Source organism: Bacillus sp. DB-2 (assembly GCF_003315125.1).
Taxonomy (GTDB): domain Bacteria; phylum Bacillota; class Bacilli; order Bacillales; family Bacillaceae_G; genus Bacillus_A; species Bacillus_A mycoides.
In genome coordinates, this window is record NZ_QNRN01000005.1 from 295,862 (window position 1) to 320,733 (window position 24,872).

At 36.2% G+C, this 24,872-nt stretch carries 29 protein-coding genes and 1 riboswitch; of the genes, 14 read left to right on the forward strand and 15 right to left on the reverse strand.

The annotated features are described in order from the left end of the window. Window positions 1-12: 12 nt before the first annotated feature. From DET63_RS11105 to DET63_RS11135, 7 genes are all read right to left on the reverse strand, one after another. Window positions 13-372 carry a rhodanese-like domain-containing protein gene (locus tag DET63_RS11105; protein WP_113936744.1) on the reverse strand — a complete coding sequence of 120 codons (360 nt, stop codon included), beginning with the start codon at window positions 370-372 and terminating at the stop codon, window positions 13-15. Between the two features lie 38 nt (window positions 373-410). Beyond that, window positions 411-641 carry a sulfurtransferase TusA family protein gene (locus DET63_RS11110; RefSeq protein WP_002134528.1) on the reverse strand — a complete coding sequence of 77 codons (231 nt, stop codon included), beginning with the start codon at window positions 639-641 and terminating at the stop codon, window positions 411-413. A gap of 21 nt (window positions 642-662) precedes the next feature. Then, window positions 663-1,799 carry an MBL fold metallo-hydrolase gene (locus tag DET63_RS11115; RefSeq protein WP_113936745.1) on the reverse strand — a complete coding sequence of 379 codons (1,137 nt, stop codon included), beginning with the start codon at window positions 1,797-1,799 and terminating at the stop codon, window positions 663-665. A gap of 38 nt (window positions 1,800-1,837) precedes the next feature. Next, the gene (locus DET63_RS11120; RefSeq protein ID WP_113936746.1) at window positions 1,838-2,398 is read right to left on the reverse strand and encodes a sulfurtransferase TusA family protein; all 561 of its coding nucleotides are present in this window, start codon (window positions 2,396-2,398) and stop codon (window positions 1,838-1,840) included. An 88-nt stretch (window positions 2,399-2,486) separates the two neighbouring features. Next, window positions 2,487-2,750: a metal-sensitive transcriptional regulator gene (locus tag DET63_RS11125; protein WP_000456201.1), complete on the reverse strand. Its 264-nt coding sequence runs from the start codon at window positions 2,748-2,750 to the stop codon at window positions 2,487-2,489. 234 nt (window positions 2,751-2,984) lie between these two features. Next, entirely contained in the window at window positions 2,985-3,569 is a 585-nt protein-coding gene (locus DET63_RS11130; protein ID WP_002140456.1) for a DUF3238 domain-containing protein, read from the reverse strand. Window positions 3,570-3,705: 136 nt separating this feature from the next. Further along, window positions 3,706-4,290: a DUF3238 domain-containing protein gene (locus tag DET63_RS11135; protein ID WP_002140455.1), complete on the reverse strand. Its 585-nt coding sequence runs from the start codon at window positions 4,288-4,290 to the stop codon at window positions 3,706-3,708. Between the two features lie 144 nt (window positions 4,291-4,434). Between DET63_RS11135 and DET63_RS11140 the strand changes: the two genes are divergently transcribed. Beyond that, on the forward strand, window positions 4,435-4,905 hold the full coding sequence (locus tag DET63_RS11140; protein ID WP_113936747.1) for a MarR family winged helix-turn-helix transcriptional regulator: 471 nt from the start codon (window positions 4,435-4,437) through the stop codon (window positions 4,903-4,905). A 63-nt stretch (window positions 4,906-4,968) separates the two neighbouring features. On the opposite strand, the gene DET63_RS11145 is transcribed toward DET63_RS11140, so the two are convergent. The 5 genes from DET63_RS11145 to DET63_RS11165 form a co-directional block, all read right to left on the reverse strand. Beyond that, window positions 4,969-5,355: a DUF2606 family protein gene (locus DET63_RS11145; RefSeq protein ID WP_113936748.1), complete on the reverse strand. Its 387-nt coding sequence runs from the start codon at window positions 5,353-5,355 to the stop codon at window positions 4,969-4,971. Beyond that, window positions 5,321-6,292 carry a trypsin-like serine peptidase gene (locus DET63_RS11150; RefSeq protein ID WP_113936749.1) on the reverse strand — a complete coding sequence of 324 codons (972 nt, stop codon included), beginning with the start codon at window positions 6,290-6,292 and terminating at the stop codon, window positions 5,321-5,323. Before DET63_RS11150 ends, DET63_RS11145 begins: the two co-directional genes overlap by 35 nt. A gap of 174 nt (window positions 6,293-6,466) precedes the next feature. Next, window positions 6,467-7,738 (reverse strand): neutral/alkaline non-lysosomal ceramidase N-terminal domain-containing protein, encoded by a 1,272-nt coding sequence (locus tag DET63_RS11155; protein WP_113936750.1) that lies wholly within the window; start codon window positions 7,736-7,738, stop codon window positions 6,467-6,469. Between the two features lie 106 nt (window positions 7,739-7,844). After that, a complete protein-coding gene (spoVR, locus tag DET63_RS11160; protein ID WP_113936751.1) occupies window positions 7,845-9,260 on the reverse strand; it encodes a stage V sporulation protein SpoVR in 1,416 nt (471 codons plus the stop codon). Between the two features lie 117 nt (window positions 9,261-9,377). Next, window positions 9,378-9,938, reverse strand: coding sequence for a nitroreductase family protein (locus DET63_RS11165; RefSeq protein WP_113936752.1), 561 nt, complete (start codon window positions 9,936-9,938; stop codon window positions 9,378-9,380). Window positions 9,939-10,169: 231 nt separating this feature from the next. On the opposite strand from DET63_RS11165, the gene DET63_RS11170 reads away from it, so the two are divergent. The 9 genes from DET63_RS11170 (at window position 10,170) to DET63_RS11210 (ending at window position 17,022) form a co-directional block, all read left to right on the forward strand. Next, window positions 10,170-10,772: a hypothetical protein gene (locus DET63_RS11170; protein ID WP_113936753.1), complete on the forward strand. Its 603-nt coding sequence runs from the start codon at window positions 10,170-10,172 to the stop codon at window positions 10,770-10,772. 278 nt (window positions 10,773-11,050) lie between these two features. Next, a complete protein-coding gene (locus DET63_RS11175) occupies window positions 11,051-12,556 on the forward strand; it encodes a spore germination protein (RefSeq protein WP_113936754.1) in 1,506 nt (501 codons plus the stop codon). Beyond that, window positions 12,553-13,635, forward strand: a complete 1,083-nt coding sequence (gene gerYC / locus DET63_RS11180) for a spore germination protein GerYC (RefSeq protein ID WP_113936755.1) — start codon at window positions 12,553-12,555, stop codon at window positions 13,633-13,635. Before DET63_RS11175 ends, gerYC begins: the two co-directional genes overlap by 4 nt. 12 nt (window positions 13,636-13,647) lie before the next feature. Next, window positions 13,648-14,757: a GerAB/ArcD/ProY family transporter gene (locus tag DET63_RS11185; protein WP_113936756.1), complete on the forward strand. Its 1,110-nt coding sequence runs from the start codon at window positions 13,648-13,650 to the stop codon at window positions 14,755-14,757. Window positions 14,758-14,802: 45 nt separating this feature from the next. Continuing rightward, the gene (locus DET63_RS11190) at window positions 14,803-15,312 is read left to right on the forward strand and encodes a PCYCGC domain-containing protein (RefSeq protein ID WP_002134510.1); all 510 of its coding nucleotides are present in this window, start codon (window positions 14,803-14,805) and stop codon (window positions 15,310-15,312) included. 121 nt (window positions 15,313-15,433) lie between these two features. Beyond that, window positions 15,434-15,682 carry a YhdB family protein gene (locus DET63_RS11195; RefSeq protein WP_001195459.1) on the forward strand — a complete coding sequence of 83 codons (249 nt, stop codon included), beginning with the start codon at window positions 15,434-15,436 and terminating at the stop codon, window positions 15,680-15,682. 164 nt (window positions 15,683-15,846) lie between these two features. Then, window positions 15,847-16,266: a disulfide formation protein C gene (locus tag DET63_RS11200; RefSeq protein WP_000532269.1), complete on the forward strand. Its 420-nt coding sequence runs from the start codon at window positions 15,847-15,849 to the stop codon at window positions 16,264-16,266. A gap of 12 nt (window positions 16,267-16,278) precedes the next feature. Further along, on the forward strand, window positions 16,279-16,734 hold the full coding sequence (locus DET63_RS11205) for a thioredoxin family protein (RefSeq protein WP_016093295.1): 456 nt from the start codon (window positions 16,279-16,281) through the stop codon (window positions 16,732-16,734). A gap of 72 nt (window positions 16,735-16,806) precedes the next feature. Then, window positions 16,807-17,022, forward strand: a complete 216-nt coding sequence (locus tag DET63_RS11210) for a DUF1540 domain-containing protein (protein ID WP_002029883.1) — start codon at window positions 16,807-16,809, stop codon at window positions 17,020-17,022. 32 nt (window positions 17,023-17,054) lie between these two features. On the opposite strand, the gene DET63_RS11215 is transcribed toward DET63_RS11210, so the two are convergent. The 3 genes from DET63_RS11215 to DET63_RS11230 form a co-directional block, all read right to left on the reverse strand. Further along, window positions 17,055-17,306, reverse strand: a complete 252-nt coding sequence (locus DET63_RS11215) for a hypothetical protein (RefSeq protein ID WP_002029881.1) — start codon at window positions 17,304-17,306, stop codon at window positions 17,055-17,057. A 163-nt stretch (window positions 17,307-17,469) separates the two neighbouring features. Beyond that, window positions 17,470-18,231, reverse strand: a complete 762-nt coding sequence (locus tag DET63_RS11220) for a L,D-transpeptidase (RefSeq protein WP_113936757.1) — start codon at window positions 18,229-18,231, stop codon at window positions 17,470-17,472. Between the two features lie 375 nt (window positions 18,232-18,606). Then, on the reverse strand, window positions 18,607-19,473 hold the full coding sequence (locus tag DET63_RS11230) for an SDR family oxidoreductase (protein WP_113936782.1): 867 nt from the start codon (window positions 19,471-19,473) through the stop codon (window positions 18,607-18,609). Between the two features lie 224 nt (window positions 19,474-19,697). On the opposite strand from DET63_RS11230, the gene DET63_RS11235 reads away from it, so the two are divergent. The 4 genes from DET63_RS11235 to DET63_RS11250 all read left to right on the forward strand — a co-directional run bounded on the left by DET63_RS11235 (window position 19,698) and on the right by DET63_RS11250 (window position 24,860). After that, the gene (locus DET63_RS11235; RefSeq protein ID WP_002029878.1) at window positions 19,698-20,999 is read left to right on the forward strand and encodes an NCS2 family permease; all 1,302 of its coding nucleotides are present in this window, start codon (window positions 19,698-19,700) and stop codon (window positions 20,997-20,999) included. Between the two features lie 92 nt (window positions 21,000-21,091). Next, window positions 21,092-21,197: riboswitch (SAM riboswitch) on the forward strand. 87 nt (window positions 21,198-21,284) lie between these two features. Next, window positions 21,285-22,397, forward strand: a complete 1,113-nt coding sequence (locus tag DET63_RS11240; RefSeq protein WP_113936758.1) for a sugar ABC transporter substrate-binding protein — start codon at window positions 21,285-21,287, stop codon at window positions 22,395-22,397. Then, entirely contained in the window at window positions 22,394-23,881 is a 1,488-nt protein-coding gene (locus DET63_RS11245) for a sugar ABC transporter ATP-binding protein (protein WP_113936783.1), read from the forward strand. Before DET63_RS11240 ends, DET63_RS11245 begins: the two co-directional genes overlap by 4 nt. Next, window positions 23,865-24,860: an ABC transporter permease gene (locus DET63_RS11250; protein WP_113936759.1), complete on the forward strand. Its 996-nt coding sequence runs from the start codon at window positions 23,865-23,867 to the stop codon at window positions 24,858-24,860. Before DET63_RS11245 ends, DET63_RS11250 begins: the two co-directional genes overlap by 17 nt. Window positions 24,861-24,872: the final 12 nt, after the last annotated feature.

The following is a 24,872-nucleotide window of genomic DNA, read 5'->3' on the forward strand; positions in this document are numbered from 1 at the left end:
CTACTTTTCCCCTTACAAAACGTTCATACCGCCTGAAACATTTATAATGCGCTGAAATCCTAATTTCTTTAATACTTTTGCTGCTTGCTTACTTCTCATCCCACTCTGACAAATAACAATTACTTCCTTATTTTTATCTAACTGATTTACTTTACTAGCTAACTCATTTAGTGGGATATTCTGAAATCCTTTCATATGATTTCCTCTATATTCTCCAACTGTACGAACATCGATAAATTGTTTTCCCTTTTTCCCCAATATACTCTTTAATTCTTTTCCATTTATATTTTGAACACCTTTCACCGGTAAAAAACGTGAAATAACAAGCCATGCAGCAATTACAATGAAAAGCGTACTTAATATTGTATTCATATAAACAACCTCTCCGCCTTTACAAAACTAGTTCTTCACTACGCCTTCTTAATCCAAAACTTCAGCACATCGTCTTCTATATTATGCTTTACTATTTCATGACCGCCTGTTTTTGACCATGCTGGAATATCTTTTACTGATCCTTTATCCGTTACATGTACTTCTAACACTTCTCCAGATTGTAAAGCATCCATCGCTCTCTTCGTTCTTACAATCGGCATTGGACATGCTAAACCCTTCGCATCTAATACTTGTTTTACATTCATCATCTATTCCTCCAGTTTGTTATTTTATAATGAATCATGAACTGCACAACGATTTGGGCCAATCTCCATTTCACGCTCTTCTTCCACACTCGGATAAATCTTACCCATATTCGTTTGACGAATTTCTTCATAAGCATTCGGCTGAGGCGGTAAGTTCTCTGTCACAGTTTTACGAAACTCTCCCTCATCAACAATATTTAACCCTACATTCTCCTTAAATAAATCTTGTAAATGCGCACTCACAATGCCTCTGTCGTCCATTTCACTTATTTTTGAATAATGAGCTGGTAAAACAATTAAATCTTGAGATAATTCCTTATAACGTGTATATAAAGTATTTCGTAAATCGCCTACCCAGTCTTCCGCCTTCCCAGCAAGATCTGGACGCCCGATTGAATCTACAAATAAAATATCACCTGATAATAAATAAGTCTCATCGATAATAAATGATGTACTTCCAATCGTATGCCCTGGTGAGTATAGTGCATCAATATTAATTAGGGTACCCCCTACCGTAATAACAGTACCTTCTATTAGCGGTTCGTAAGAGAAAACAACTTCCCCCGCATCTTTTGGAGGTAACCAATACGTACCGCCTACTTTTCCAGCTAATTTACGGCCACCTGAAATATGATCTGCATGTAGATGTGTATCCATTACGTTAGTAATAGTAGCTCCGTGCTCTTTTGCAAAATCTACGTACGCCTCAATCGTTCTCACCGCATCAATGACTGCTGCTTCACCATTTGAAACAACCATATAAGATAAGCAGCCTTTTCCAAGACGGTTAAATTGATATATACTTCCTCCACCCTGTACATCTCCTACTTTTAACGGCTTTACATATTCACTCCAAGCTTTCATCCCACCAGCTAAATAATAAACATCATTGAATCCAGCATGTAACAATTGCTCTGCGACAAACTGCGAAGAACCTTCTTTCGCACATACGACTAAAATTTCTTTCTCCCTCGGCAATTCATCTACAATATGATCTACACCATCTAATAAGTCAAAATACGGTTTATTTATAGAAGAAACTTGTTTCCCTTCAATTTTCCAATCTTCATAGTCCGTTTCATTACGAACATCTAAAATAAACAATTCTCCGAATAAAACTTTCTCTGCGACATCTTTTGCTTGTAACAGTTTAACACCCATTCAATTACCCCCTGAGGTATATTTATATTTAAAAAATTTTATTTTTCTATATTTCCTTGCCACTCTAACATACCTGGAATGACATTTTTCACGTTTGAAAAACCTCTCTCTTTCAACACTTGGCAAGCTACATCACTACGGTTACCAGTTCGGCAAACAACATAAATTGGTTTCGCACTGTCTAACATAGCACTATCTATTTCACCTAATGGAACCGAAATGGCAGATGGAATATGACCAAAGGCAAATTCCGCCGCTTCACGAACATCTACTACAATACACTCTTCACCACTTAATAATAGATCTTGCAATTCCCCATTCGTAATTGTATGAGGATACTTCACAACTTCATTTACTTCATGTTTATGGGATTTTCGTACATAATGCTTTAATATATCTCCCTCTTGTTTCGTTCCGATATATTGATGCCCTACTTTACTTGACCAACTTTGAATATCTAGCATAGAACCTTTATCTGTCGCCTCTATTTCAATAACTTGCCCTGATGCCAAGCCTTCCATCGCCTTTTTTGTCTTCACAATTGGCATCGGGCAAGCCAAGCCTTTACAGTCTAAATTCATATCAACTTTTATACTCATAATCATTTCCTCCCTAATTAGCATACATATACCTGTAGGGGTATAATAAAATGTTTTTGAAAATCTGTCAACACATACGTTTGACAGATTATCTGCTTTTTACAAGCAATTGAACAGCTTCTTTAATTAACTCTTCATTTGAGCCATTGCCTGTCTCAAACTGCTCACGTAAACATTGCTCTAAATTTGTTCCAACAACGAGTCCAATTGTACGATCAAGTGCAGAACGGGATGCAGTTAACTGTGTAATAACATCTCGGCAATCTTTTCCCTCTTCCATCATGCGAAGCACACCACGAACTTGACCTTCAATACGTTTCAATCTATTTTTCATATCTTGATTATATTCCACTGTAGATCACCTCCGTAATTATAACTATATTATACATTACTTTGTAACTTTGTATAATATCATATACCCTTTAGGGTATATTGTAAAGTAGTTTCATTTTGAAACCTTCTATAGTAAAAATGCAAAAGCCACTGATTTCATTGGCTTTTGCATTTAGTAACTACACTGCATTGTAGTCCAACTAATTCATTTTATTTACGAATGAATTAATCCATCGTTCCATTGTCATACTTCCTATAACCTCTTTGTAAAACTATAATCCATTTCTCCACCTAACGCTTCAGGTGTATCACCAGTTTCTCTAAAATCATGTGTATAAATTTGTTCAAATGAACCGAAATCTACTTGCTTATAAAATTCGAAACAAGGGAATCCATCATGTTCTCCTTGAATATCGATACTACCATCCTTGTTCACACATACAGTTAATAAATAGTCCACAGGAGGGGCATACACATTTAACGGATTACTAGCGCTTGCACTCATTTTGAATTGCACACCATCAGAATTCCATGAAATATCCGTACACACAATATTTTCAGTACTCGCTTTTCCTGTTCTTTTATTCACAGAACCATCTGGATTTGTGACCTTCTCTGTCGTAATACCCGTGTTTGCATATGAAAATACTTCTTCTTTATAAAAGTCCACTACTACCTCTTGCTCAACTCTAGAGCGCATAGTATTTACCGCATGTGGTGTAAATTCACGTGAATCACCTTCAAACTGGATTACTTTCCCTGTTTGTGCATCCTTCCGCGGTTCTGTCCAAGACATTGGAATAAATACACTGGCTCTTATTTTAACGATATTCGTCATAAGAAACACCCCTATAATTCTAATTTTATATACTGCATGCTATTGAATAAAATAGACCACAATTTCAATCCTAGAACCAATAGCTTTCTCTTTTACGTTTGCTACTTCCTTCTAAAAAATAGCGCTATATTTATATCTAGATTTTCGTTTTAAAGCTATATTCCATTTCTCCAGCTAGTGCTGCTGGGGTATCATCCGTTTTTCTGAAATCATGTGTATATATTAATTCAAATGAACCAAAGTCGATTTGTTTATAAAATTCATAGCAAGGAAAACCATCATGTAAACCTTCAACATGCACAGTACCACTTTCATTAACTCGTATAGTCAAAAAATAATCAGCTGCAGGTGCTGCCGCGTTTAACGGATTACTTGCACTTGCTCTCATTTCAAATGAAACTTCATCTTCACTCCATACAATATTTGTACATGCAATGTTTTCTGTACTTGTTTCTCCTTTTTGATACTCAATTGAGCCATCTGGATTTGTAATTTTCACAGTAACGATACAAGCATCTGCATATGTGAAAATTTCTCTTTTATAAAAATCAACAACCACTTCTTGTTCTAATCTTGAACGCTTTGTGTTCACAGCGTATGGTGTAAATTCACGTGCATCTCCGGCATATTCAAACACTCTTCCCGTCGCAGGATCCTGAATAGGTTTCAGCAAAGCATACGGTGCAAATACACTCCCTCTAATTTTAACGATATTAACCATGTGAAACCTCCATTGCTTCTATTTAGATAAATCATTTGTGCTCTATCACTATTATGTAGTCAATTTGATTGACTATATTCCGTATAGTACAATAGATTTTACTTATAGTCAATTTGTTTGACTATAAGTAAGGAGGCCATATACATGAAGCAAACATTTAACGAATTAGACCTGACATCACTTTTATCCTTATCCTTCAGCACATTAATTACTGAACTACATGACAGATTAAGTGAATTGGGATTTGAAGATATTAGACCAGCGCACGGTTTTATGTTCAAACGCATCCTTCCTAATGGAGCAACCGGTATAGAACTAGCCGAATATTTAGGAGTTTCTAAACAAGCTGTAAGTAAAATGGTAGATTCTCTAGAGAACAGTGGTTATGTCACGCGCCAAACGCATCCTACTGATAAAAGAGGTAAAATCATTGTTTTAACCGAACGTGGTTTGTCAGTATTGAAAGCAAAAGAAGAAATAGTAGCTGAAATAGAACAACGATGGATTGAAAACATAGGTGCAGAACGAATGCAAATGCTTAAAGAAGATCTAACAACATTCGTTACTAAAGAAAATACAGGGAAATTATCATCAAACATACGACCTGTTTGGTAAATAAAAACTCCATATAAAAAACGAATCCACTTTGATTATTCTTTTTCAAAATGGATTCGTTTTTTACAATGATATATTTACTATTTTCGTCTCATCTCTATCATTAATCTTAACCTTCTGCGCCTCGTTATTTGGCAAAAATACGATATATTTTCCCGTTCTCACATTCTTCCAAATAACTTTTCCTTCCTCATCCGTTCTCCCTATTGAAATTCCAATTTCTTTACTCGGCTGAGGTGATTCGTCTTTCATAAGTATAATTTCAAAATCTTTTATTGGCTGTTTTTCTTTATTTTTCACGTAAAAAGTTACAGAATTAACAACCTTACTACATTTCATTTTATAATTTTCTATATAAACGGATGTAACAATAGTGACTAATACACAAACTAAAATCCATATAAGTTTACTATATTTATTCAGACCATTTTTTAAGATTATTAAAAACATCGTCTGTCACCCGATTTCCAGAATTCCAAGAATTACTTCCTACTGTATGGGTAGCTATTATTGTTACACCCGTACGAGAATAGTCATGATATACAGGCGCTCCACTTTGACACCCATAAGTGTCCATCCTATATGTTAAAATTCTAGGACTAGTACCTTCAATTGGCCCATAATCTGTCCACATAGTATATTTTTCATTTCCTACTTTATCACATGGATACCCCGGAACTACCGCGAGTAAACCTTTTGGTGATTCTACATTAGTGGTTCTATACCCTAACCATCCCGTATAATCTCCAGGAGATCCATCTAATTTAATAGCTCCATAATCAAATTCTGAATTTCCGTCATCAGTCCATCCACTTACTGAATAGAGCTTTTTCCAACTAAAAGGTAGATAGGGTGCCTGATTTCCATTTCGACCAGGCGTCGCAATAACATTTTTTGCCCATCCACCAAGCTTTTTATCGTAAACACAGTGCCCTGCTGTAAGCACTGTATCTTTACTGACCATCGCTCCTGTACACCCATAAACCTCTTGTCCATTAAATTGAATTACTAGGTGCACTATAGTCCTATAAGGATACAAAGTTGTATCAGTAACTCTAATTCGATCATCTCTTCCTATTATAGAATGTGTAAGGATATTAGATGAATATTTAAAGTTACTGTCTCTTAATAAATATCCCCAATCTTCTCCAAGGTGTTTACGACCTACAAAAGGAGGTGAAATGAGATCCTCCTTTTCTCCATCCTTAATACGCAAAAATTGTTCTTGAAAAAGCACCCTTTCTCCCTCATTTGAAACTGATGTCCACGGTACATCTTCTGCATACACCTTCTGATTCACCAAAAATACTGTACAAAAAAAGATAAAAAGAACACCAAAACTATAAAGAGCCAACCTACATCTTATAGAAATAAAGCTATCCAACATAACTTACCTCCTATACAAATGATAGCGAACAATTGAAGATCCCTTTATAAATTCTAGTTTTTCTTTTTTCAGAAGTCAATGTAATTAATAATGATTATCATTATTAATTACATTGACTTAACAAAATCAAACAATGAGTCATATTCTTTACTCTGCGTTCAAAAATCTGTCTCACTAAAGCTTCACTTTATTACATAAACAAGTAACCTTCTGCACAATCAACTCTGCCGTATTCTCCTCTGACGGCATCAACAAATTTGTAACCATTCCATACACAATAGAACTTAATTCCACTTCATATCCACCATATGCATACTCTTCCTTTGTCGGTAAATAGCCAATATATCCATTCGTATATCCACACAAAAAAGCTAGGTCATTTTGAAGACTCTCTTTCATTTCTAACGCAGTCTCTGAAAAAGGTTCCATCGGTATACCAGAGAATATACCATCATTAATTTGAAACAGTTGAACTTCTAAATCCACACGTAACTGCCGAATACCTTGCTTATATTTCTCTAAAACGTGAGTAAGCCATTCATCCGTGTTCACACCCCACTGCTTCTCCACCAATTGAGCCATTTTTCGTATTTCATTCATTTCAGGAATATCTTTCAACTTCATTTGCATCGTACTCGAAACTGTTCTTAAATTTACAATTGGGCTATATGTAACTATTGGCAACATCGTTAATACATGTCCACTAAGTGTGTAAGCCATTTTCTTTAATGCTTCCCTTGAACCGCGATACTTCGCATTTACATTACCAGCAGCTCCTTGCACAATAATAACAGGACAGTTTACGATCCTCTCAAGAATCTCCCTCGTCATTCCAGGATAATCCGCTGATAATACATCGCTATCACCTTTTAAAACATTCGGATGCGCAGTACAAAATACTACAATACCAGATAGCTCCTTCGTTTCAGCATTTCTTATTGCCAACAAGCCAATTCGTTTATCTACAATGCCCTCTATATTTGTTCCCATCTTTGCTTTTCCATCAGGTGTCCTCTCTCTTCGGTTTACTCCAATATCACCTGTCGTAACATCCCACCCAACTTCACATGGCGTCATGTTGGTATTTGCAATAACAGCACCTTGCACTACATTATTTAGTAAAATCGTTTTATACGACTTTATTAAAGGATGATTACCAACCGTTTCCGGACCAGAGTGTGTATGTGTATAAACAACTGTTATTCGCTCAACTGGTACATGAAGCTCACTCGCTACTCGTTCACGAATAATATTCGTATCTTCTACTAACATCCCGATATTATCAATGCTTATAAACGCAGTCTTCATTTCATCTTTTTCAAACACAAAGACCGTCCCGTAAATACGCTCTTCAATATTATTAATTCCTGTATCTCTATGATATCCGATAAAATCAATACCTAAGGGTGGTGTAATATCCACCTTACATACCCCTACTTTGCTCATTTGAATCGCTCCATTTCTCTATGTAAATCCCTCTCTTCAAGAATAGCATATTTACCATTTTCAAAATAAAAAGAACGGACAAGAAATTCTATGTCCGTTCTTTTCATCACACATACTTCCGATGCACCATCTTCCCATCATAAGAAAATACAACACCCTTACTCTCCACCATCGACTCCATATGCACTGTTCTTCCCCATAGCTGATGCAGATAAGGTAATACCTTTTCTAAGTATTTTAAATCTAACTCAATTCCTTCATAGCTATGTTTAATGTACAATTCCCCATTCTTTAAGTAGTCTCCATCTTCTACTACTAAGTACGGGAAACCTCCATTTGTGCGCATATTTACGAGTTGATCGCGTACATGTTCCCACTCTTTATCAATTACTTTATATTCTTTACCTTGGCGCTGGAATAAGTACATATCTTCTCTCATTACGAGTTCTTTATTTAAGTAGTTTCTTAGGAACGATACGTCCCATTCAATTTCTCGTACTTCAAACATTTTCTCACGACCAGAACCTGGCTTCACACCGCGCCGCTTCATTTCTTCTGTCGGGTTGTTATAGCGTTCTTCAATATCTTCAAACATTTTAATACCGAGGTAGTATGGATTAATACTTGTTTTTGATGGCTGTACGACACCTGCATTTAATTTCGCAAATTCAATTGCTTCACCAGATGTTAAGTCCATTTCACGAAGTATACGTTGATGCCAGTACGAAGCCCAGCCTTCATTCATGATCTTCGTTTCAAGCTGTGGCCAGAAATATAACATTTCCTCGCGCATCATCGTTAATATGTCGCGCTGCCACTCTTCTAGCTCACGGCTGTATTCTTCAATAAAGAGTAGTAAATCTTTTTCTGGTTGCGGAGGGATTTTCTTCTTTTTATGCATATTAGGTCGTTCTCTCTTTTTGTTTCGATCATCTAAATTCCATAAATCATCGTACTGTGATATCTTTTTCTTTTCTACATCCTCTTCTAAATCTTCAATACTCCATGCAAGTTTCGGGCGCATAAGTGACGGGTCAATATGTTCTTGAATGGCAAGTACTGCATCCAAGAACGTTTCTACCTCTTCTTTTCCGTACTTATGCTCATATGCTTTTACACGTTCAGCTGTTGCTGACATGCTCTCCACCATATCACGTTTCGTATTAGAAAAACGAACATTATTTTTGAAGAAGTCACAGTGCGCTAAAACGTGCGCCACGATTAGTTTATTTTGAATTAAAGAATTCGTATCTAATAAAAAGGCGTAACATGGATCAGAGTTAATAACGAGTTCATAAATTTTACTAAGTCCTAAATCGTATTGTAATTTCATTCTGAAAAATTGCTTTCCAAAACTCCAATGTGAAAACCTCGTCGGCATCCCATATGCACCAAATGTATAAATAATTTCCGCTGGACATACTTCATAACGCATCGGATAAAAATCAAGCCCAAATCCAGTCGCAATTTCCGTAATTTCCGCAATCGCATATTGCAGCGCTTTATCTTCACTTGCTCTCATTATTTTCCCTCCTTACACTTTCCCTTAAGAAAGTGTATGATGAGGAACAAGCTTTCATGAGGATTGATTGCATAATAAAAAGACACCCTCTTAAAAAACGAGAATGCCTCTTTCTAATTAACCTTCAATAATCTCCATCTTCTCCGTAATCGGCGTACGAGCTTTTCCTTCTGGTGCTTTATCGAAATAGCCGATATGAAGAATTCCAATGACGCGTTGACCTCTTGTTAAACCGATTCCTTCTATAAATAGTGGATTGTAGTTTAATCCACCTGATTTCCAAACGCACCCTAAGCCGCGTTCCCAAGCAAGTAATTGGAAGTTTTGCATAAATGCACATGTTGCAGCGTAATCTTCGTCACGTTGAATTTGACGCGGATCTTCATTAATGTAAACAACGATTTGTGCAGGTGTGCTTAAGAAACGATCAGATAAAATCTTGCCGCGTTTCGCTCTTTCTTCTTCTGTGAAAGAGTTTAATACTGCGTCTACTAATTTCTGACGGCCTTCTCCAATGTATAATTTACAATTCCATGGTTCACGGTGTTTATGATTCGGTGCCCATGTTGCGTCGTTTAATAGTTCAATTAATAATTCTTTTTCTACTGCTTTATCTGTAAATGTACGAACAGAACGTCTTTCTTTAATAACGTTTGCGATGGAAGTATATGTAGTCATATTTTTCTCTCCCTTATTTTTATCTATATGTATAAATCCGTCATTGATATTGATTTTCAATTTCGATTATAACCTAGTTTTTCACTATTAATCAATGTTTTATGTTGGAAAACCATGAAAAACTTCTTTTTATACTGTGAATAAAAAAACTTAACTTGTTCACAAGTTTTTCACATTTTATGGAAATGATATGTGTAAGTTTTCCACATTACCCATCTAGGAGGAGTTTATATGTACAAGAAAATCGCAGTAAGTATGACTATGGCAGCATTATTGTGCGGGATATCTGCCTTTCCCGCTTCTGCTTCCGCTGCCAAGCCAAAAGAAGTAACAATGCACCATCATAAGCCTATTTCAGAAGAAGAAATGCAGTCGCTCGAAAAACTCGGCTATAATAAACATGAAATTTGGAAAGCTGCCCACATTGCAAAAATAAGTAAAAAAGAAATTAAGGACGTTTTAGCTTACTATAAGCAAAATAAATCTTGGGAGAAAACAGCCGAGCATTTCGGTGTAGACCCAAGTAAATTGAAAAAACATCATATGAATAAAGAAACGAAAAAAGCACTACTGCAAGAATTAGCAAACATGCACAAATCTACACCTGATCAGCTAAAACAAAAAATGAAAGAGTATAACATCGGCTTACGTCAGCTCGCGGTGTTAACAATCATCTCTCAAAAAAGTAATACCCCTCTTGACGATGTACTAAAAATGAAAAAAGATGGGATGGATATTAAACAAATTGCGGAAAAATTAAATGTTAAAAAAGAAGATATACGAGCAGAGATGATTAAATTAGTGAAGTCTATTAAAGAAAAGAAAACAAATTAGCCTGCCAAAAAGGAAGAGATATTCAATACTCTTCCTTTTCTTTATCCCGCTATTTGTGGGCAGTAAAACTCCCACCTCAAAATTCTGCTGGAGCAAAGAGGTTAGGTGGGAGTCGGGCTGCCCGTAAAAGCCCGATTGGTGCGGGCTAATAATCAGTGGGGAATGAATAAAATCCCACTGATTAAATTTTCACTTTATGAACTTTCAGTTTTCAAGTATAAATTCCCGTCTTTCCCAAAAACTAACACAAGTAAATGGTGCATGTCAGGGGTGAGAAAATGTTTCGTTCAACATCTAAAAAGAATAAAAAAACAATCTGTTCCATTCCCGAGTTTATCCACACGATGAAAGAATCTAGTGATTTCGTTTCTTATAACGTAGTAGCCGATGGGACATTATGTTTGTTTTATTATAAATCTACAGTAGAATCACTTATTATTAATCGATTCATTTTAACACCTATCAAAAAAGAATTAGATCACATTCAAAATATAAGTGACATAGCAAATATCGTCACACTTGAGGAGATTATCACCAATCCTTCTATTGATGATATCCGTGAAAAACTGTTAGGTGGATATGTACTTTTGCAGCTAAAAGTTAATTCCAAAGCAGCCGAATATGCACTTCTTCGCGCTGAAAGTTTAGCTTTAGGTACACGATTATATAACGATACAGAAAATGAATATAGTGTAATCGGTCCCAAAGTCGGATTCGTTGAAAATATTGATACAAATACACACTTACTTCGCCGAAGTATTATAACGGAGCAATTAATTTTCAAAGAAGTTGTAGTTGGCTCTATATCAAAAACAAAGGTCATAGTTGCTTACATCGAAGGCATTACAAATGATCAGCACGTCAATACTGCGATGCAGCGCCTACAGGGCATTGACTTTGATGTTCCTTTCGATGCGACTATGATCGAACAATTTATTAGCGATAATAGTAACTCTCCCTTCCCTGTTTTACTACCTACAGAGCGCTTAGATCGTTCTGTTTATGCACTCATTAATGGCGGTGTTGTCATTTTAACAGATGGTTCACCATACGCATTAGCTGGACCGGCGACATTACTCGATTTCTTCGTATCTCCAGAAGATTATTATTTACCATGGATAGCAGGCTCATTTCTTAGATTGGTTCGTTTTTTCGGAGCAGCATTCTCCCTATTTTCATCAGCTATTTATACAGCTGTATTAACGTATCACTATCAAATGATTCCCGCAGATTTACTTGGACCAATTATTTATTCCCGAGCCAATGTACCATTCCCACCTGTTTTGGAGGCACTTTTTTTAGAAATTACAATCGAATTACTGCGCGAGGCTGGAGCTCGTTTACCGACTAAAGTTGGTCAAACGATTGGTATTGTTGGGGGGATTGTCATTGGCCAAGCATCTGTTGAGGCTGCTTTAACGAGTACTATTTTATTAATTGCGGTTGCGTTATCTGCGCTTGCTTCTTTTACAACACCAACAGTAAAAATGTCTTCCACTATCCGGATATTACGATTTCCCCTCATCATTTTAGCTGGAGCATTTGGAGGTGTAGGGCTAATCGTCGGATTTGTATTCATATTAGCTCATTTAATTCGCTTAAAATCACTTGGATCACCTTATTTATTACCTTTATATCCATTTCGCGGGTTAGGTACAGCTGAAGGGCTCCTTCGTCTTCCATTTAGTCAAACTGCAGGACGGGCTTCTTTTCTAAGACCAAAGAAGAAATGGCGCTATGATCCAAACCAAGCGGAAGAAAAACGCGACGGTGAGGAAAAATGAAAAATATTTTATTACGCTTTTCCATTATCATTTTAATTTTTCTATCTGGCTGTACACAACCTAACATAGTAGATACACAGCGGATTATTCATGTGGGTGGATTCGATATAACGAAAGAGAAGAAATTTCGTGGGACGATTCTCTATCCAGATTACACAAAAGGAGTGCAATCAAAACCAGAAACTCAATCCACTACTGCTGGTACCATTGAAACAATCTCTTCACTTCTAAACGCAAAATCACCACATACGATTGCTGTAGGTCAAATGCGCGTTGTCCTATTTGGAAAATCATTCGGTGAACGTGGAATCGGAGATATTATTAACAACTTACAACGTGACCCTAACATTGGCCGAGATGTGCAGCTAGCGCTTGTAGACGGTTCAACAGAAGAATTACTTAAACATGTCAAAACAAATGGATCGCTATATCTATCTGATTTATTGGAGCAAAATATAGAAACGGAGACAATCCCTCGGATGGCCTTAAATATTTTTCTATATGATTTTTATTCATCTGGCTGCGATCCATTTCTTCCTTACATTCAAGTTGCAGAAGACAAGTCTGCTTCCATTAAAGGACTCGCTTTTTTAAAAAAGGATAAAGTAGCTATGTATACAGATAAAACAGGATCTTTTTTATTTAAATTACTCATTAATCCAACTAACAATGGACGTTACGAAGTTCCGATACGTCAAGGTAAACATAAAGGCTTAATCGCAACCCAAAACTTATCTGGAAATAGTGTTTGTTCTCTTTCCGAAGCCGGTGACATTCCGAAAGTTCACATTCAACTGAAATTAAATGGACTTATAAAAAATGCCCCTGACTGGCTTGATTTATCAAAGAGCGAAAATGTAACTTACGTAAAAAAACATGTAGAAAAGACACTTGAAAAACATTTAAACGAATTAATAAAACAATTCCAAGAAAAAGAAATCGATCCAATCGGTATACGTGAAGAAATTCGTAGTCACTCAAGAAAATGGAGCATGAAACAAATTCAAGAAATGTATCCTAGCGTAGACGTTGCAGTTAATGTGAAAATTAATGTCGTACAATCTGGTATCGGAGAATAGTGAGGTGCTGTAATGGCTGGACAAGATAAAACACATACTGTTTCCCCTTATTTCACATTTCTTCTATTACACTCCCTTCAAATTGGAGTAGGTGTGTTAGGTTACCAAAGGATTATTGCGCAATATGCCGGTTATGATTCTTGGATTTCTCTTATTGTTGCGGGCATTGCAACTCATATCGTGCTATTTTGCATGCTTAAAATGTTAGAAAAAGATAATGATTTAATGAATATTCATACGACATGTTTCGGAAAGTGGATTGGAACATTTTTGTCCGTATGCTTTGCTGCATACCTTCTATTATTTTGCCTTACTGTCCTTCGTACATATATTGAAGTCATTCAAGTTTGGGTCTTCCCTACAATTAAACCGTGGAAATTAACTTTATTATTTTTACTTGTGACTTACTACGTAATTAAAGGTGGTTTTCGCTCTGTAACAGGAATGTGTTTTTGGGGCGTCGTAATACCGATTTTCGTCCTATTTTTCTTAGTTTTCCCAATGAAATACGCGCATGTCCGTAACATCCTCCCAATTCTAACTCATTCACCTTTAGAAATTCTAACTGCAGCGAAATCATCTGCATTAGAATTTCTTGGATTTGAAGCAATTCTTGTTTTTTATCCATTTATAAAAAAAGAAAAATCATTAAATAAATGGGCGCATGGTGGTATTGCTTTTACAACAATTCTATACGTAATACTAGCCATCGTTTCCCTTATGTACTATAGCCAAGGACAACTACATCATACAATTTGGCCAACATTAACAATGCTAAAAATTATAAAGATTCCTTTTATCCAAAGGTTTGAGTACATCATTATTTTCATATGGTATCTTATTATTTTACCTAATCTTTGTTTAACAATTTGGTCTTCTTGTTGCATTAGTAAAAGGTCTTTTCACGTACCATTTAAAATTACACTTCCATTTTTTATTGCAGCTATATTTATTTCATCCTTATTTTTCACAAACCGTGAAAGTATTAATACATTAAATACAGTACTGTCTCAAGCTGGTTTATATATTGTATACGCTTATATCCCAATTTTATTTCTATTCCATTCACTACGATGGCGCTTCAAAAATCAGTCGAAAAAATCTTCACCCGACACACCATGATATTTGATACAATTTGGTTAATACATTTGTAAAGGGGACAAGCGAATGAAAAAGTATGTATTTTCTTTACTTGCAGTACTGAGCCTAATTCTTGCTGGATGCGGGAGTACTAGTACAAATGACAAAAAATCTTCTGAATCAAAAGAAGAACATGATCATGCCACGCACACTCAGCAAGCTGACATTCAAGAAAAGACAAAAGGAGTCGACACACTCCCTACCTTTCTAGACAAGCTTGATCCACAAATGAAAGACATCTACACTGTCGCTGGACAAAATGCTGAATTATTGGATTGGATTCCTTGTTACTGCGGTTGTGGTGAAAGTGTAGGACATAAAAATAATAAAAATTGCTTTATTCGTGAAATCAAAAAGAATGGTGAAGTTGTTTGGGATTCCCATGCAACAACTTGTGTCAACTGCCTAGAAATCGCGGTTGAATCGGCTTCCATGAAACAAAAAGGAAAATCAACGCTCGAAATTCGTAACTATATCGACAATAAATACAAAGAAGGCTATGGCAAGCCAACACCTACGCCAATGCCAAAAGCATAAAAACGAGGAAATCCCTCGTTTTTCTCTTTTCATTCACCTTTTTTCTTAACAAATTCTTTCAAGTGTATTTCTCCTTACTTGTCACACACTATATATAACTCCTCGGTAAGGAGGGTACACAGTGCAAACATATAACGACTATGATAAAGCTCTCTATTACACGTATTGCTGTAATTGGGATAAATTACTCGTTCTCATGGTTCAAACGAACGATCAATTATTTTCTAAGCGTATTGAGCATTTTTTACACGCTTATCAATACAGTAAAGAACTACCAGAAGTTGATAAACAATTGCAGCTCCTATTTCAATATATTGACCACGCATCCCAAAAGTCACATGTAGAAGAAGTAGAGCAAATTCAAATGTAAAATATAGCGCTATTCTCTTTATGAGAATGGCGCTTTTTAAAATGTTCATATCAATAAATGTTTCTCTTCATAAAACTTTTATTGATAAACATATTTTTTCTTTCTTTTCCCTACTACTTCATACTATAATTTAGTATGTAACTATTATAAGTGAGGTATAAAATATGGGACGAGAAAAAAAGCAAGAATATGCTTTACTTACTGCATGGGGAGCTTCGTTTATTGCTACATTAGGAAGTCTATACTTTTCCGAAATTATGAAATTTGAGCCTTGTGTCCTTTGTTGGTATCAACGTATTTTTATGTATCCATTTGTTTTATGGCTCGGTATCGCTGTAGTAAAGAAAGACTATCGCATTGCAAGTTATTCTTTACCAATCGCAAGTATTGGTGCTTGTATTTCTTTATATCACTATGCAATTCAAAAAATCGCAGCATTTTCAGCTGCTGGGGCAGCTTGCGGCCGCGTACCTTGTACGGGAGAATACATAAACTGGTTCGGCTTTGTGACAATCCCGTTTTTAGCACTTATCGGCTTTATCACAATCGCTGTTTGTAGCTTCATCGTAATTAAAAACAAATAAGGAGATGAAAGAATGAAAAAAATGCTTATATTTGGCGGTATTATTATCGCCTTGTTTGCAGCAATTTTCGCTGTAACACAAATGGAAGAAAAAAATGCTTCAACAAGCCAAAAAATTGATAATGCTACCGATAGTAAGACAAATGGCCCTGACTACTATACAAATAAAATCTCTCTTTCAGATCTCCAAAAGAATTTAAAAGAGAAAAAAGAAGAAACAGTATACTTTTATCAAACATCTTGCGTTCATTGTCAAAAGCTATCTCCTATCGTAGTACCAATGGCTAAAGACTTGAATGTTGATATGAAAGTTATGGATATTGAAAAATTAGATGCTCCTTGGGATGAATATAAAATTAAAGGAACTCCAACAATCATTCATTTTAAAGATGGTAAAGAAGTGAGCCGTATTAGCGGCGAACAACCGGAAGACAAATTAAAAGAGTGGCTTGAGCAAACGAAAAAATAATAAGAAAAGGAAACTCCTTCTATACATGAAATGCGTGTAAACTCCCACACTAATGTATAAGGAGGGGGTTTTATGCCAGAAGTGAAATGCTCTGTTTCCAATTGTTCATTTTGGGGACAAGGTAACCTTTGTCAAGCAAGTGCAATCGTTGTTCAACCTGATGCACAAGAAGCAGGTCAAATTGAAAACAGTTCATATACAAACGCTACTTTAACAAACGAGACGCTTGAAAGTTCTGTAACAACGAGTGTAGAAACGTGTTGTCATACATTTAAACCGAAATATTAAACGTAAAAGCATACGATTAGTCGTATGCTTTTTTACATTCCTCTCCAAACATCATGCATCATAAAAAAGTACAAAATAACGAGAAGGACCGTCCCGCATAAAGTAATGCGTCGATATACACTCTTCTCCCCTTCCCTCGCTTTAACAAATGCCCAAATAAATCCGACGAACAATATTAAATCAATATATGGAACATAAAAGGAAAAGACGAGTAACGCATATAAATACACGATAAATAAACAAGTCGTGATTAAGAAAATTTTAAATGCAAATTCACTTTTCATAATGTGACCGCCCCCCAGTCTGTACTGTATTATATTCAGAAAAACATAATAGTTGCTGTTTCAATTTTTTCATCTCACTATTTACAGGCGCTCGATTGGTATGAAATCATTAAAACCAACTAAACTTCATCACAAATAAGCTACCGTCTATTTACGGTAGCTATTACGGGACATTATATTTCCGTTTATATAGGTTACTTAAAATCGAATAAGGTAATTGTTCATAACGAATTTTTTCTCCTGTTTCATCTACAATATACAAATTGTTTCCTATATAATAGATTCCATCTTTTCGTTTGGAATACACTGTGTATCTTTCATTTGGCAATACTGTTTTTACTTTCGTCAATTGTCCATTTGGTTCTTGCCAATATATATTTACACGATCTACTAACGTAAGCATTCCAATTTGTTCTTCTTCTACTTTACGACCATTCCAGCTCACAACACGATAACCTAGCTTATATGCTTCATATTCGGGACTCGTATGAAAACGAGAAATAATTACTTTCGTCTGCAATTGTACCCGGTCGTATAACCATTGTATGTCCCGATCGTGCATGCGAATACAACCATTCGACTCCCTGCTTCCAATCGTCCATTCCCGATTTGTTCCATGAATTGCATATTCCTTTTTATCTAGACCTAACCACCTCGTACCGAGAGGGTTATTCGGAGCACCCCCAGCTATTTTTTTACGATGGTATTCTTTATTTTTATATTTAGTTATAATACAAAAATTACCCTCAGGCGTCGGGGTCCTGTCTCTTCCTGTCGTTATCGGAAATGTCTTAGTATAGTTTCCATCTTCAAAAAAAGACAGCTGATTCGTCGTAAGGTTAACTAATATTAAATGATCTGTATTAGCAAAAACGCTAGCTGGCAGGCAGAAAAATAGGATTACGATAAACCATACTTTCTTCATCTAAATCCTCCCTAGCACTAACATCATAATAAAGTGAAACTTTACTCGGTGGGAGGGTTTGTCCATCCCCTACTGAATATTAGCCTTCACCAATCGGGCATTTACGGGCAGGTATCTCCCACCTAACTTCCTTGCATTCACCGAATTTTGAGGTAGGAATCTTACTGCCCGCAAATAGCGGGATAAAGTGAAACTTTAATCAGTGGGGGTTTTGTTCATCCCCCACTGATTATTAGCCTTCACCAATCGGGCTTTTACGGGCAGTTAATCTCCCACCTAACTTCTGTGCTCCACCTGAATTTTGAGGTGGAATTTTACTGCCCGCAAATAGCGGGATAAATGCAATTAGCTTTACTTTGCTCTTATAAATGAAAACTATCCATTCACAATTACTCCACCATTTACATGCATCATCTGTCCCGTTACATATGCCGAATCACTAGACGCTAAATATACATATGCAGGCGCTAATTCATACGGCTGACCAGGCCTTTGCATAGGAACATTGCTCCCAAACTGTGACACTTTTTTCTCATCAAAACTGGATGGAATAAGCGGTGTCCAAATTGGGCCTGGTGCAACACCATTTACACGAATTCCTTTTTGTACTAACGACTGAGATAACGATCTTGTAAAAGCGACAATTGCTCCTTTCGTTGCAGAATAGTCGATCAACGTTTCATTTCCTTCATACGCAACGATAGATGCCGTGTTTATAATTACATCCCCTTGCTTTAAATGAGAGAGTGCTGCTTTTGTAACATGAAAATAAGAAAAAATATTAATACGGAACGTTTTTTCTAGCTGTTCCGCTGTAATATACTCTAGTCCTTGCTGCGGATATTGCTGTGCGACGTTATTCACAAGAACATTTAGCCCCCCTAGCTGCTGGGCGGTCTCTTCTACAATCTCTTTACAATGTTGTTCATTACTCAAATCTCCCGGCAATAATACACAATTCACGCCTTCTTTTTCCACAAGTTGTTTCGTCTCAGCTGCATCTTCGTCCTCATCTAAATAAGCAATCGCAATATTTGCTCCCTCTTTTGCAAAAGCGATAGAAACAGCTCTTCCAATCCCACTATCTCCTCCTGTAATTAATACATTCTTTCCTTTTAACTTTTCACTTCCTTTATAATTTGGATCTTCAAACTTTGGAAGAGGATTCATTAACGATTCAATACCAGGTTGTTTATTTTGATGTTGTGCTGGCATTGTTAAAAAGTTTTTTTGCTGCGGCATAACTTCCTTCAACTCCTTTCCCCTTATAATGCGCACAATAAAAAAAACTACTTACACATTAAAAAACCGAAATTCACACACAGTTTTACGATTAATATTCGAATTTACGACATAAAATATGAGTTGTTCTAAAGTTTTTATGCAAAACTATTGCAAAATAGTTAAAAAACGAATATTATATATAACTGTTGTGAAAATTATTCGTAAAAAGAAAGGATGTTTATATGTTTAACCTTTCAAAACATAAAACTTCTATTAAAACTGAAATTATGGCAGGTATTATTACCTTTTTAACAATGGCATATATCATTGTCGTAAACCCTGTCATCCTTGGGGATGCAGGTGTTCCGTTTGAACAAGCATTTACAGCTACTATTATCGCCGCTGTTGTCGGAACATTATTTATGGCAATCTTTACAAACTTACCAATCGCAATTGCACCAGGTATGGGATTAAATGCTTACTTCTCTTACTCTGTTGTAAAAGCTCATGAAGGCATGACTTTCGCGATTGCATTCTCTGCTGTATTCGTAGCAGGTATGATTTTAATTTTGTTATCATTCACATCTTTCCGTACGAAATTAATGGAAGTAATTCCTGAGAACTTAAAACATGCACTTACTGCTGGTATCGGTCTTTTTATTGCTTTTATCGGTTTGCGCTTAACGGGAATTGTTACAAAAAATGATGCAAACTTAGTTGGGCTTGGCGATCTTCACTCTGCTCCAGTTCTACTAGCATTAGCTGGCCTTGGAATTACAATTATCCTTATGTCTTTAAATATAAACGGGGCACTATTTATCGGAATGTTATTAACTGGTATTATCGCTTACTTCACAGGTCAATTAACATTTTCAAGCGGCGTTACATCAATGCCTGGATTACCAGAAGGAATTATCGTTTCAAATCCAATTACTGCTGTATCTGATGTAATTAACTACGGATTATACGGCGTTGTGTTCTCATTCTTCCTTGTTACACTATTCGATACAACAGGTACACTACTTGGCGTTGCACAACAAGGTGGATTTATGAAAGATGGAAAGCTTCCAAAAGCAGGACGAGCTCTTCTATCTGACTCATTCTCAGCAACAATTGGAGCTATGTTCGGAACAACACCATCAACAGCTTACATTGAATCATCTGCTGGTGTTGCAGCTGGTGGTCGTACTGGTTTAACAACTGTTACAGTAGCTGTTCTATTTGCATTAGCAGCATTCTTCGGACCGTTAGTGAGCGCTGTTTCTGGCGTTTCAGCTATTACAGCACCATCACTAATTATCGTTGGTAGTCTTATGATGGGCTCAGTTCGCCACATCGATTGGGATACATTCGATGAAGCATTCCCAGCATTTTTAGTAATCTTAAGCATGCCACTTACATCAAGTATCTCAACAGGTATTGCACTTGGATTTATTTCATACCCACTTATGAAAGTGGCAAAAGGACAATTCCGTGCTGTTCACCCACTTGTGTATTTATTCGGGATCTTGTTCGCTTATCAATTAGTTTTCTTACCACATTAAAATCCCTCGTTGTGAGGGATTTTTTATTTACAAAAAAACATTTGACAACAGCATACACTTATGGAATAATTCGAAATAGTTAAATATTCGATGTCTTATCAAGAGCAGGTGGAGGGATGAGCCCTACGAAGCCCGGCAACCGACCCATTTATGGGCACGGTGCTAATTCTTACAACACATTGTGTTGAAAGATAAGAGTAATATGATAAGACGTCTTTTCTATATGAAAAGACGTTTTTATTTTCACTCCCTCCTCTCTTTTCTTAATTTAGGAGGGATTTTTTTATGAAAAAATTATGTTCCACCGTACTCATTATTCTCTTACTCGCATTAACAGCTTGCACAAATGAACAAGATGCTATCTCTTCACAAAAGCAACAAACGGTGAAGAAAGAAGCTACTACAGCAGCAAATCATTTACAAACAGAAATTCCAAGCCAAGTAAAAAACCCATTAAAAATCGCATTAATTATGCAAATGTCCATCGGAACTTTTTCCTCTCAATATATTGAGGGTGTCAAAAAACAAGTTGAGCTATTCGGCGGCAGTGTGCAAGTCTACAATTCTGATAATGATTTAGCAAAAATGGCAGCAAATCTAGATACTGCTATTAATTCAAAAGTTGATGGTATTTTAATTGATCACGGTCGCTCTGAAGCACTAAAACCCGGAGTAGAAAAAGCATTACAAGCGAATATCCCTGTAGTTGCATTTGATAACGACCTACGCTTACCAGGCGTAACGATTATTGATCAAGATGACTATATTCTTGCATGGAAATCATTAAAAACGTTAGCGGAAGATCTGAATGGACAAGGGAATATCGCCGTCGTATGGGTTGGCGGATTTGCTCCAATGGAACGTCGCAATGTTATCATTGATGCTTTTTATAAACGTTATCCAAATATAAAAGAAGTTGCACGCTTTGGTACCGCTAGTAATAACACACCACTTGATACGCAAACACAAGTAGAGGCTTTACTAAAAAAATATCCGAAAAAAGGTGATTTACAAGCTATTTTCGCTTCGTGGGATGAGTTTGCTAAAGGGGCCGTCAAAGCACTCGAACAAGCTGGTCGTACAGATATAAAAGTATACAGCATTGACTTAAGTAATGAAGATTTACAACTCATGCAAAAAGAAAATTCACCTTGGACTGCTACGGCTGCAACCGATCCAGCTGAAGTCGGTAAAGTTCAAGTGCGTTTCTTATACAAGAAAATCGCTGGTGAACAAACGCCAGATATTTATTCACTAGAACCTTATTTAGTAAAGAAAAATAGTTTGCCACAAGAAAATATAACGATGGATCAATTATCAAAACATATAAACGGTTGGGGAGACTCGAAAGATGCATATTCACCTTGGATGAAAAAATTAGAGAAGGAGAAAAAATGATGACATTCTCTCTTCAAAACATTACACATTCTTATCACATCTCTACCCCTGTACTAGAAAATGTTTCTATTAACATACAAAAAGGAAAAGTTCACGCTTTACTAGGAATGAATGGTGCAGGAAAAAGTACTTTACTAAAAATAGCAACTGGTGAAATTCAACCCGTTGCTGGGAATATAAAAATTGATAATCAGTCTATTTCCTTTACTTCACCACGTGATGCAAAAAAGCATGGTATTTCTTTCGTAACACAAGAAGTGGATCACGGACTTATTCCTGGATTATCTGTATTAGAAAATGTACTAATCGATCATTTAGCAATGCAAAATAAAGTACTATTTTCAAAGTCAAAATTAGTCTCACTCGCTAAACAACATTTGCAAACTGTACAGGCTGATTTAAATGTTTCGGAAGATGTTTCAAACTGCTCATTACATGAAAAACAATTACTTCTTATCGCAAGAGCTTTATCCAACAATACAAATTATCTTTTATTAGATGAGCCTACTTCTTCTCTTGGACCGAAAGAAGTTGAAACCTTCGGGCAACTATTAAAAGATTTAACATTGAAAGGAATTGGCATCATCTTAATTTCTCATCGTTTATCAGAGATTCGAAATTTCGCGGATGATGTAACCATATTACATAACGGTAAAGTTGCAATTTCTGAAGCGATTACAAAGGTTACAGATCAACAAATTGTGGAAGCGATGACTGGAAAACAACTTACACTTCCTATTAATACAGCGCCAAAACGAGGGAACGAAGAATTATTTAAAGTACAAGAACTTCCATTACACAAAGACCATTCTCCTCTTTCTCTCACCGTACGGAAAGGTGAAACTGTTGTGATATACGGATTAATTGGCAGTGGCAAAACAACACTTGCTGAAACGTTATTTGGTACTCATCATACTTATCACGCAGAAATAGATGGTCAAACAATAACAATTAAAACACCGCGAGATGCGATTAAAGCAAAGATCGCACTTGTACCAGAGGAAAGAAGAAAACAAGGCGTATTTCTTTCGGAAGATATTATAAGCCACACTAATTTACACCAATCAGGTTGGAGACGAAAGCAAACCGAATTAAATAATGCTACTACAGCAATTTCTTCTTTCAGCATTTCACCCAATGACCCAAAAGCATTTATTCATTCACTTAGCGGTGGAAACCAGCAAAAAGTCTCCATTGCAAAGTGGCATGGATTCAAACCGAATCTATTTCTTTTGGACGAGCCAACTAAAGGTGTAGACATAGCTGCAAAACAAGACATTTTTCAATTCATTCGTAACATTACAGATGGCGGAAGTTCCGTAATTTACTTCACAGGAGAACAAGATGAAGCACTACATATCGCTGATCGCATTCTTATACTCGCAAACGGAGAATTTGTAGGTGAATACTTACCAGACGAACTATCTCCTGAACAGCTTTTACATTTATCTGAAGGGAGTTATTCCATTGAATCTCGTTCATAAAACAAAAACTAAGAAACTATATTTACCTACTCATCTTTTTTATCAATTTAGTACGATTGCTATCATTATAGGTGTTACAATTTTCTTCTCTATCGCCAACGATTCTTTTTTAACATACAACAATATTAGTGATATTTTACGTTCTATTTCTATTGTAACGTTACTCGCAATTGGCGTTACCTTTACATTAATTGTAGATGGATTTGATTTATCAGTCGGCTCTACCGCTAGTTTAGCCACAATTACCGCGGCTTCTTGTCTCGTTTTATATCGACAAGAACTAATAGTCACACTCCTTATTCCTATTCTTTGTGGACTATTAGTTGGATTATTAAATGCACTACTCGTTATCCGCATTAAACTACCAGATTTACTAGCTACATTAAGTATCATGTATATCGTGAATGGACTACACTTAACATTTTCAAAAGGATCTTCTATTTATGAAGGAATGTCTGGTGCCAAAGGACATTTTATTCCATCCTTTTTATTTATCGGTCAAGGTTCTGTGTTAGGAATTCCAGTCCCTGTCATTATCATGCTTATCGTCGTTTTAATTGCATATGTATTTTTAGAAAAAACAACGTACGGTCGTTTCTTTTATATGACAGGTGGGAATCGAGAAGCTGCTAGACTAGCTGGTATTCCTACTGATCGTTACCGTGTATATGCTTATATGATTAGCGGTTTACTTGCCTCTATTGGCGGTATTATTCTATGTAGCCGCGTTGGAACAGGACAAGTTTCAGCTGGCGCCCCATTATTAATGGATGCAGTTGCAGCTGCCTATATCGGTTATGCAATGTTCGGTGCTAAGAAACCAAATGTCATCGGAACATTTCTTGGTTCCGTATTAATTGGAATCATATTAAACGGCCTTACAATGATGAACGTTCCTTATTATGCGCAAGATATCATTAAAGGCAGTATTTTAATTGCAGCTTTAGCCTTTTCATTTATTAAAAAGAAGCGTAAATAAAAAAGTAGCGCA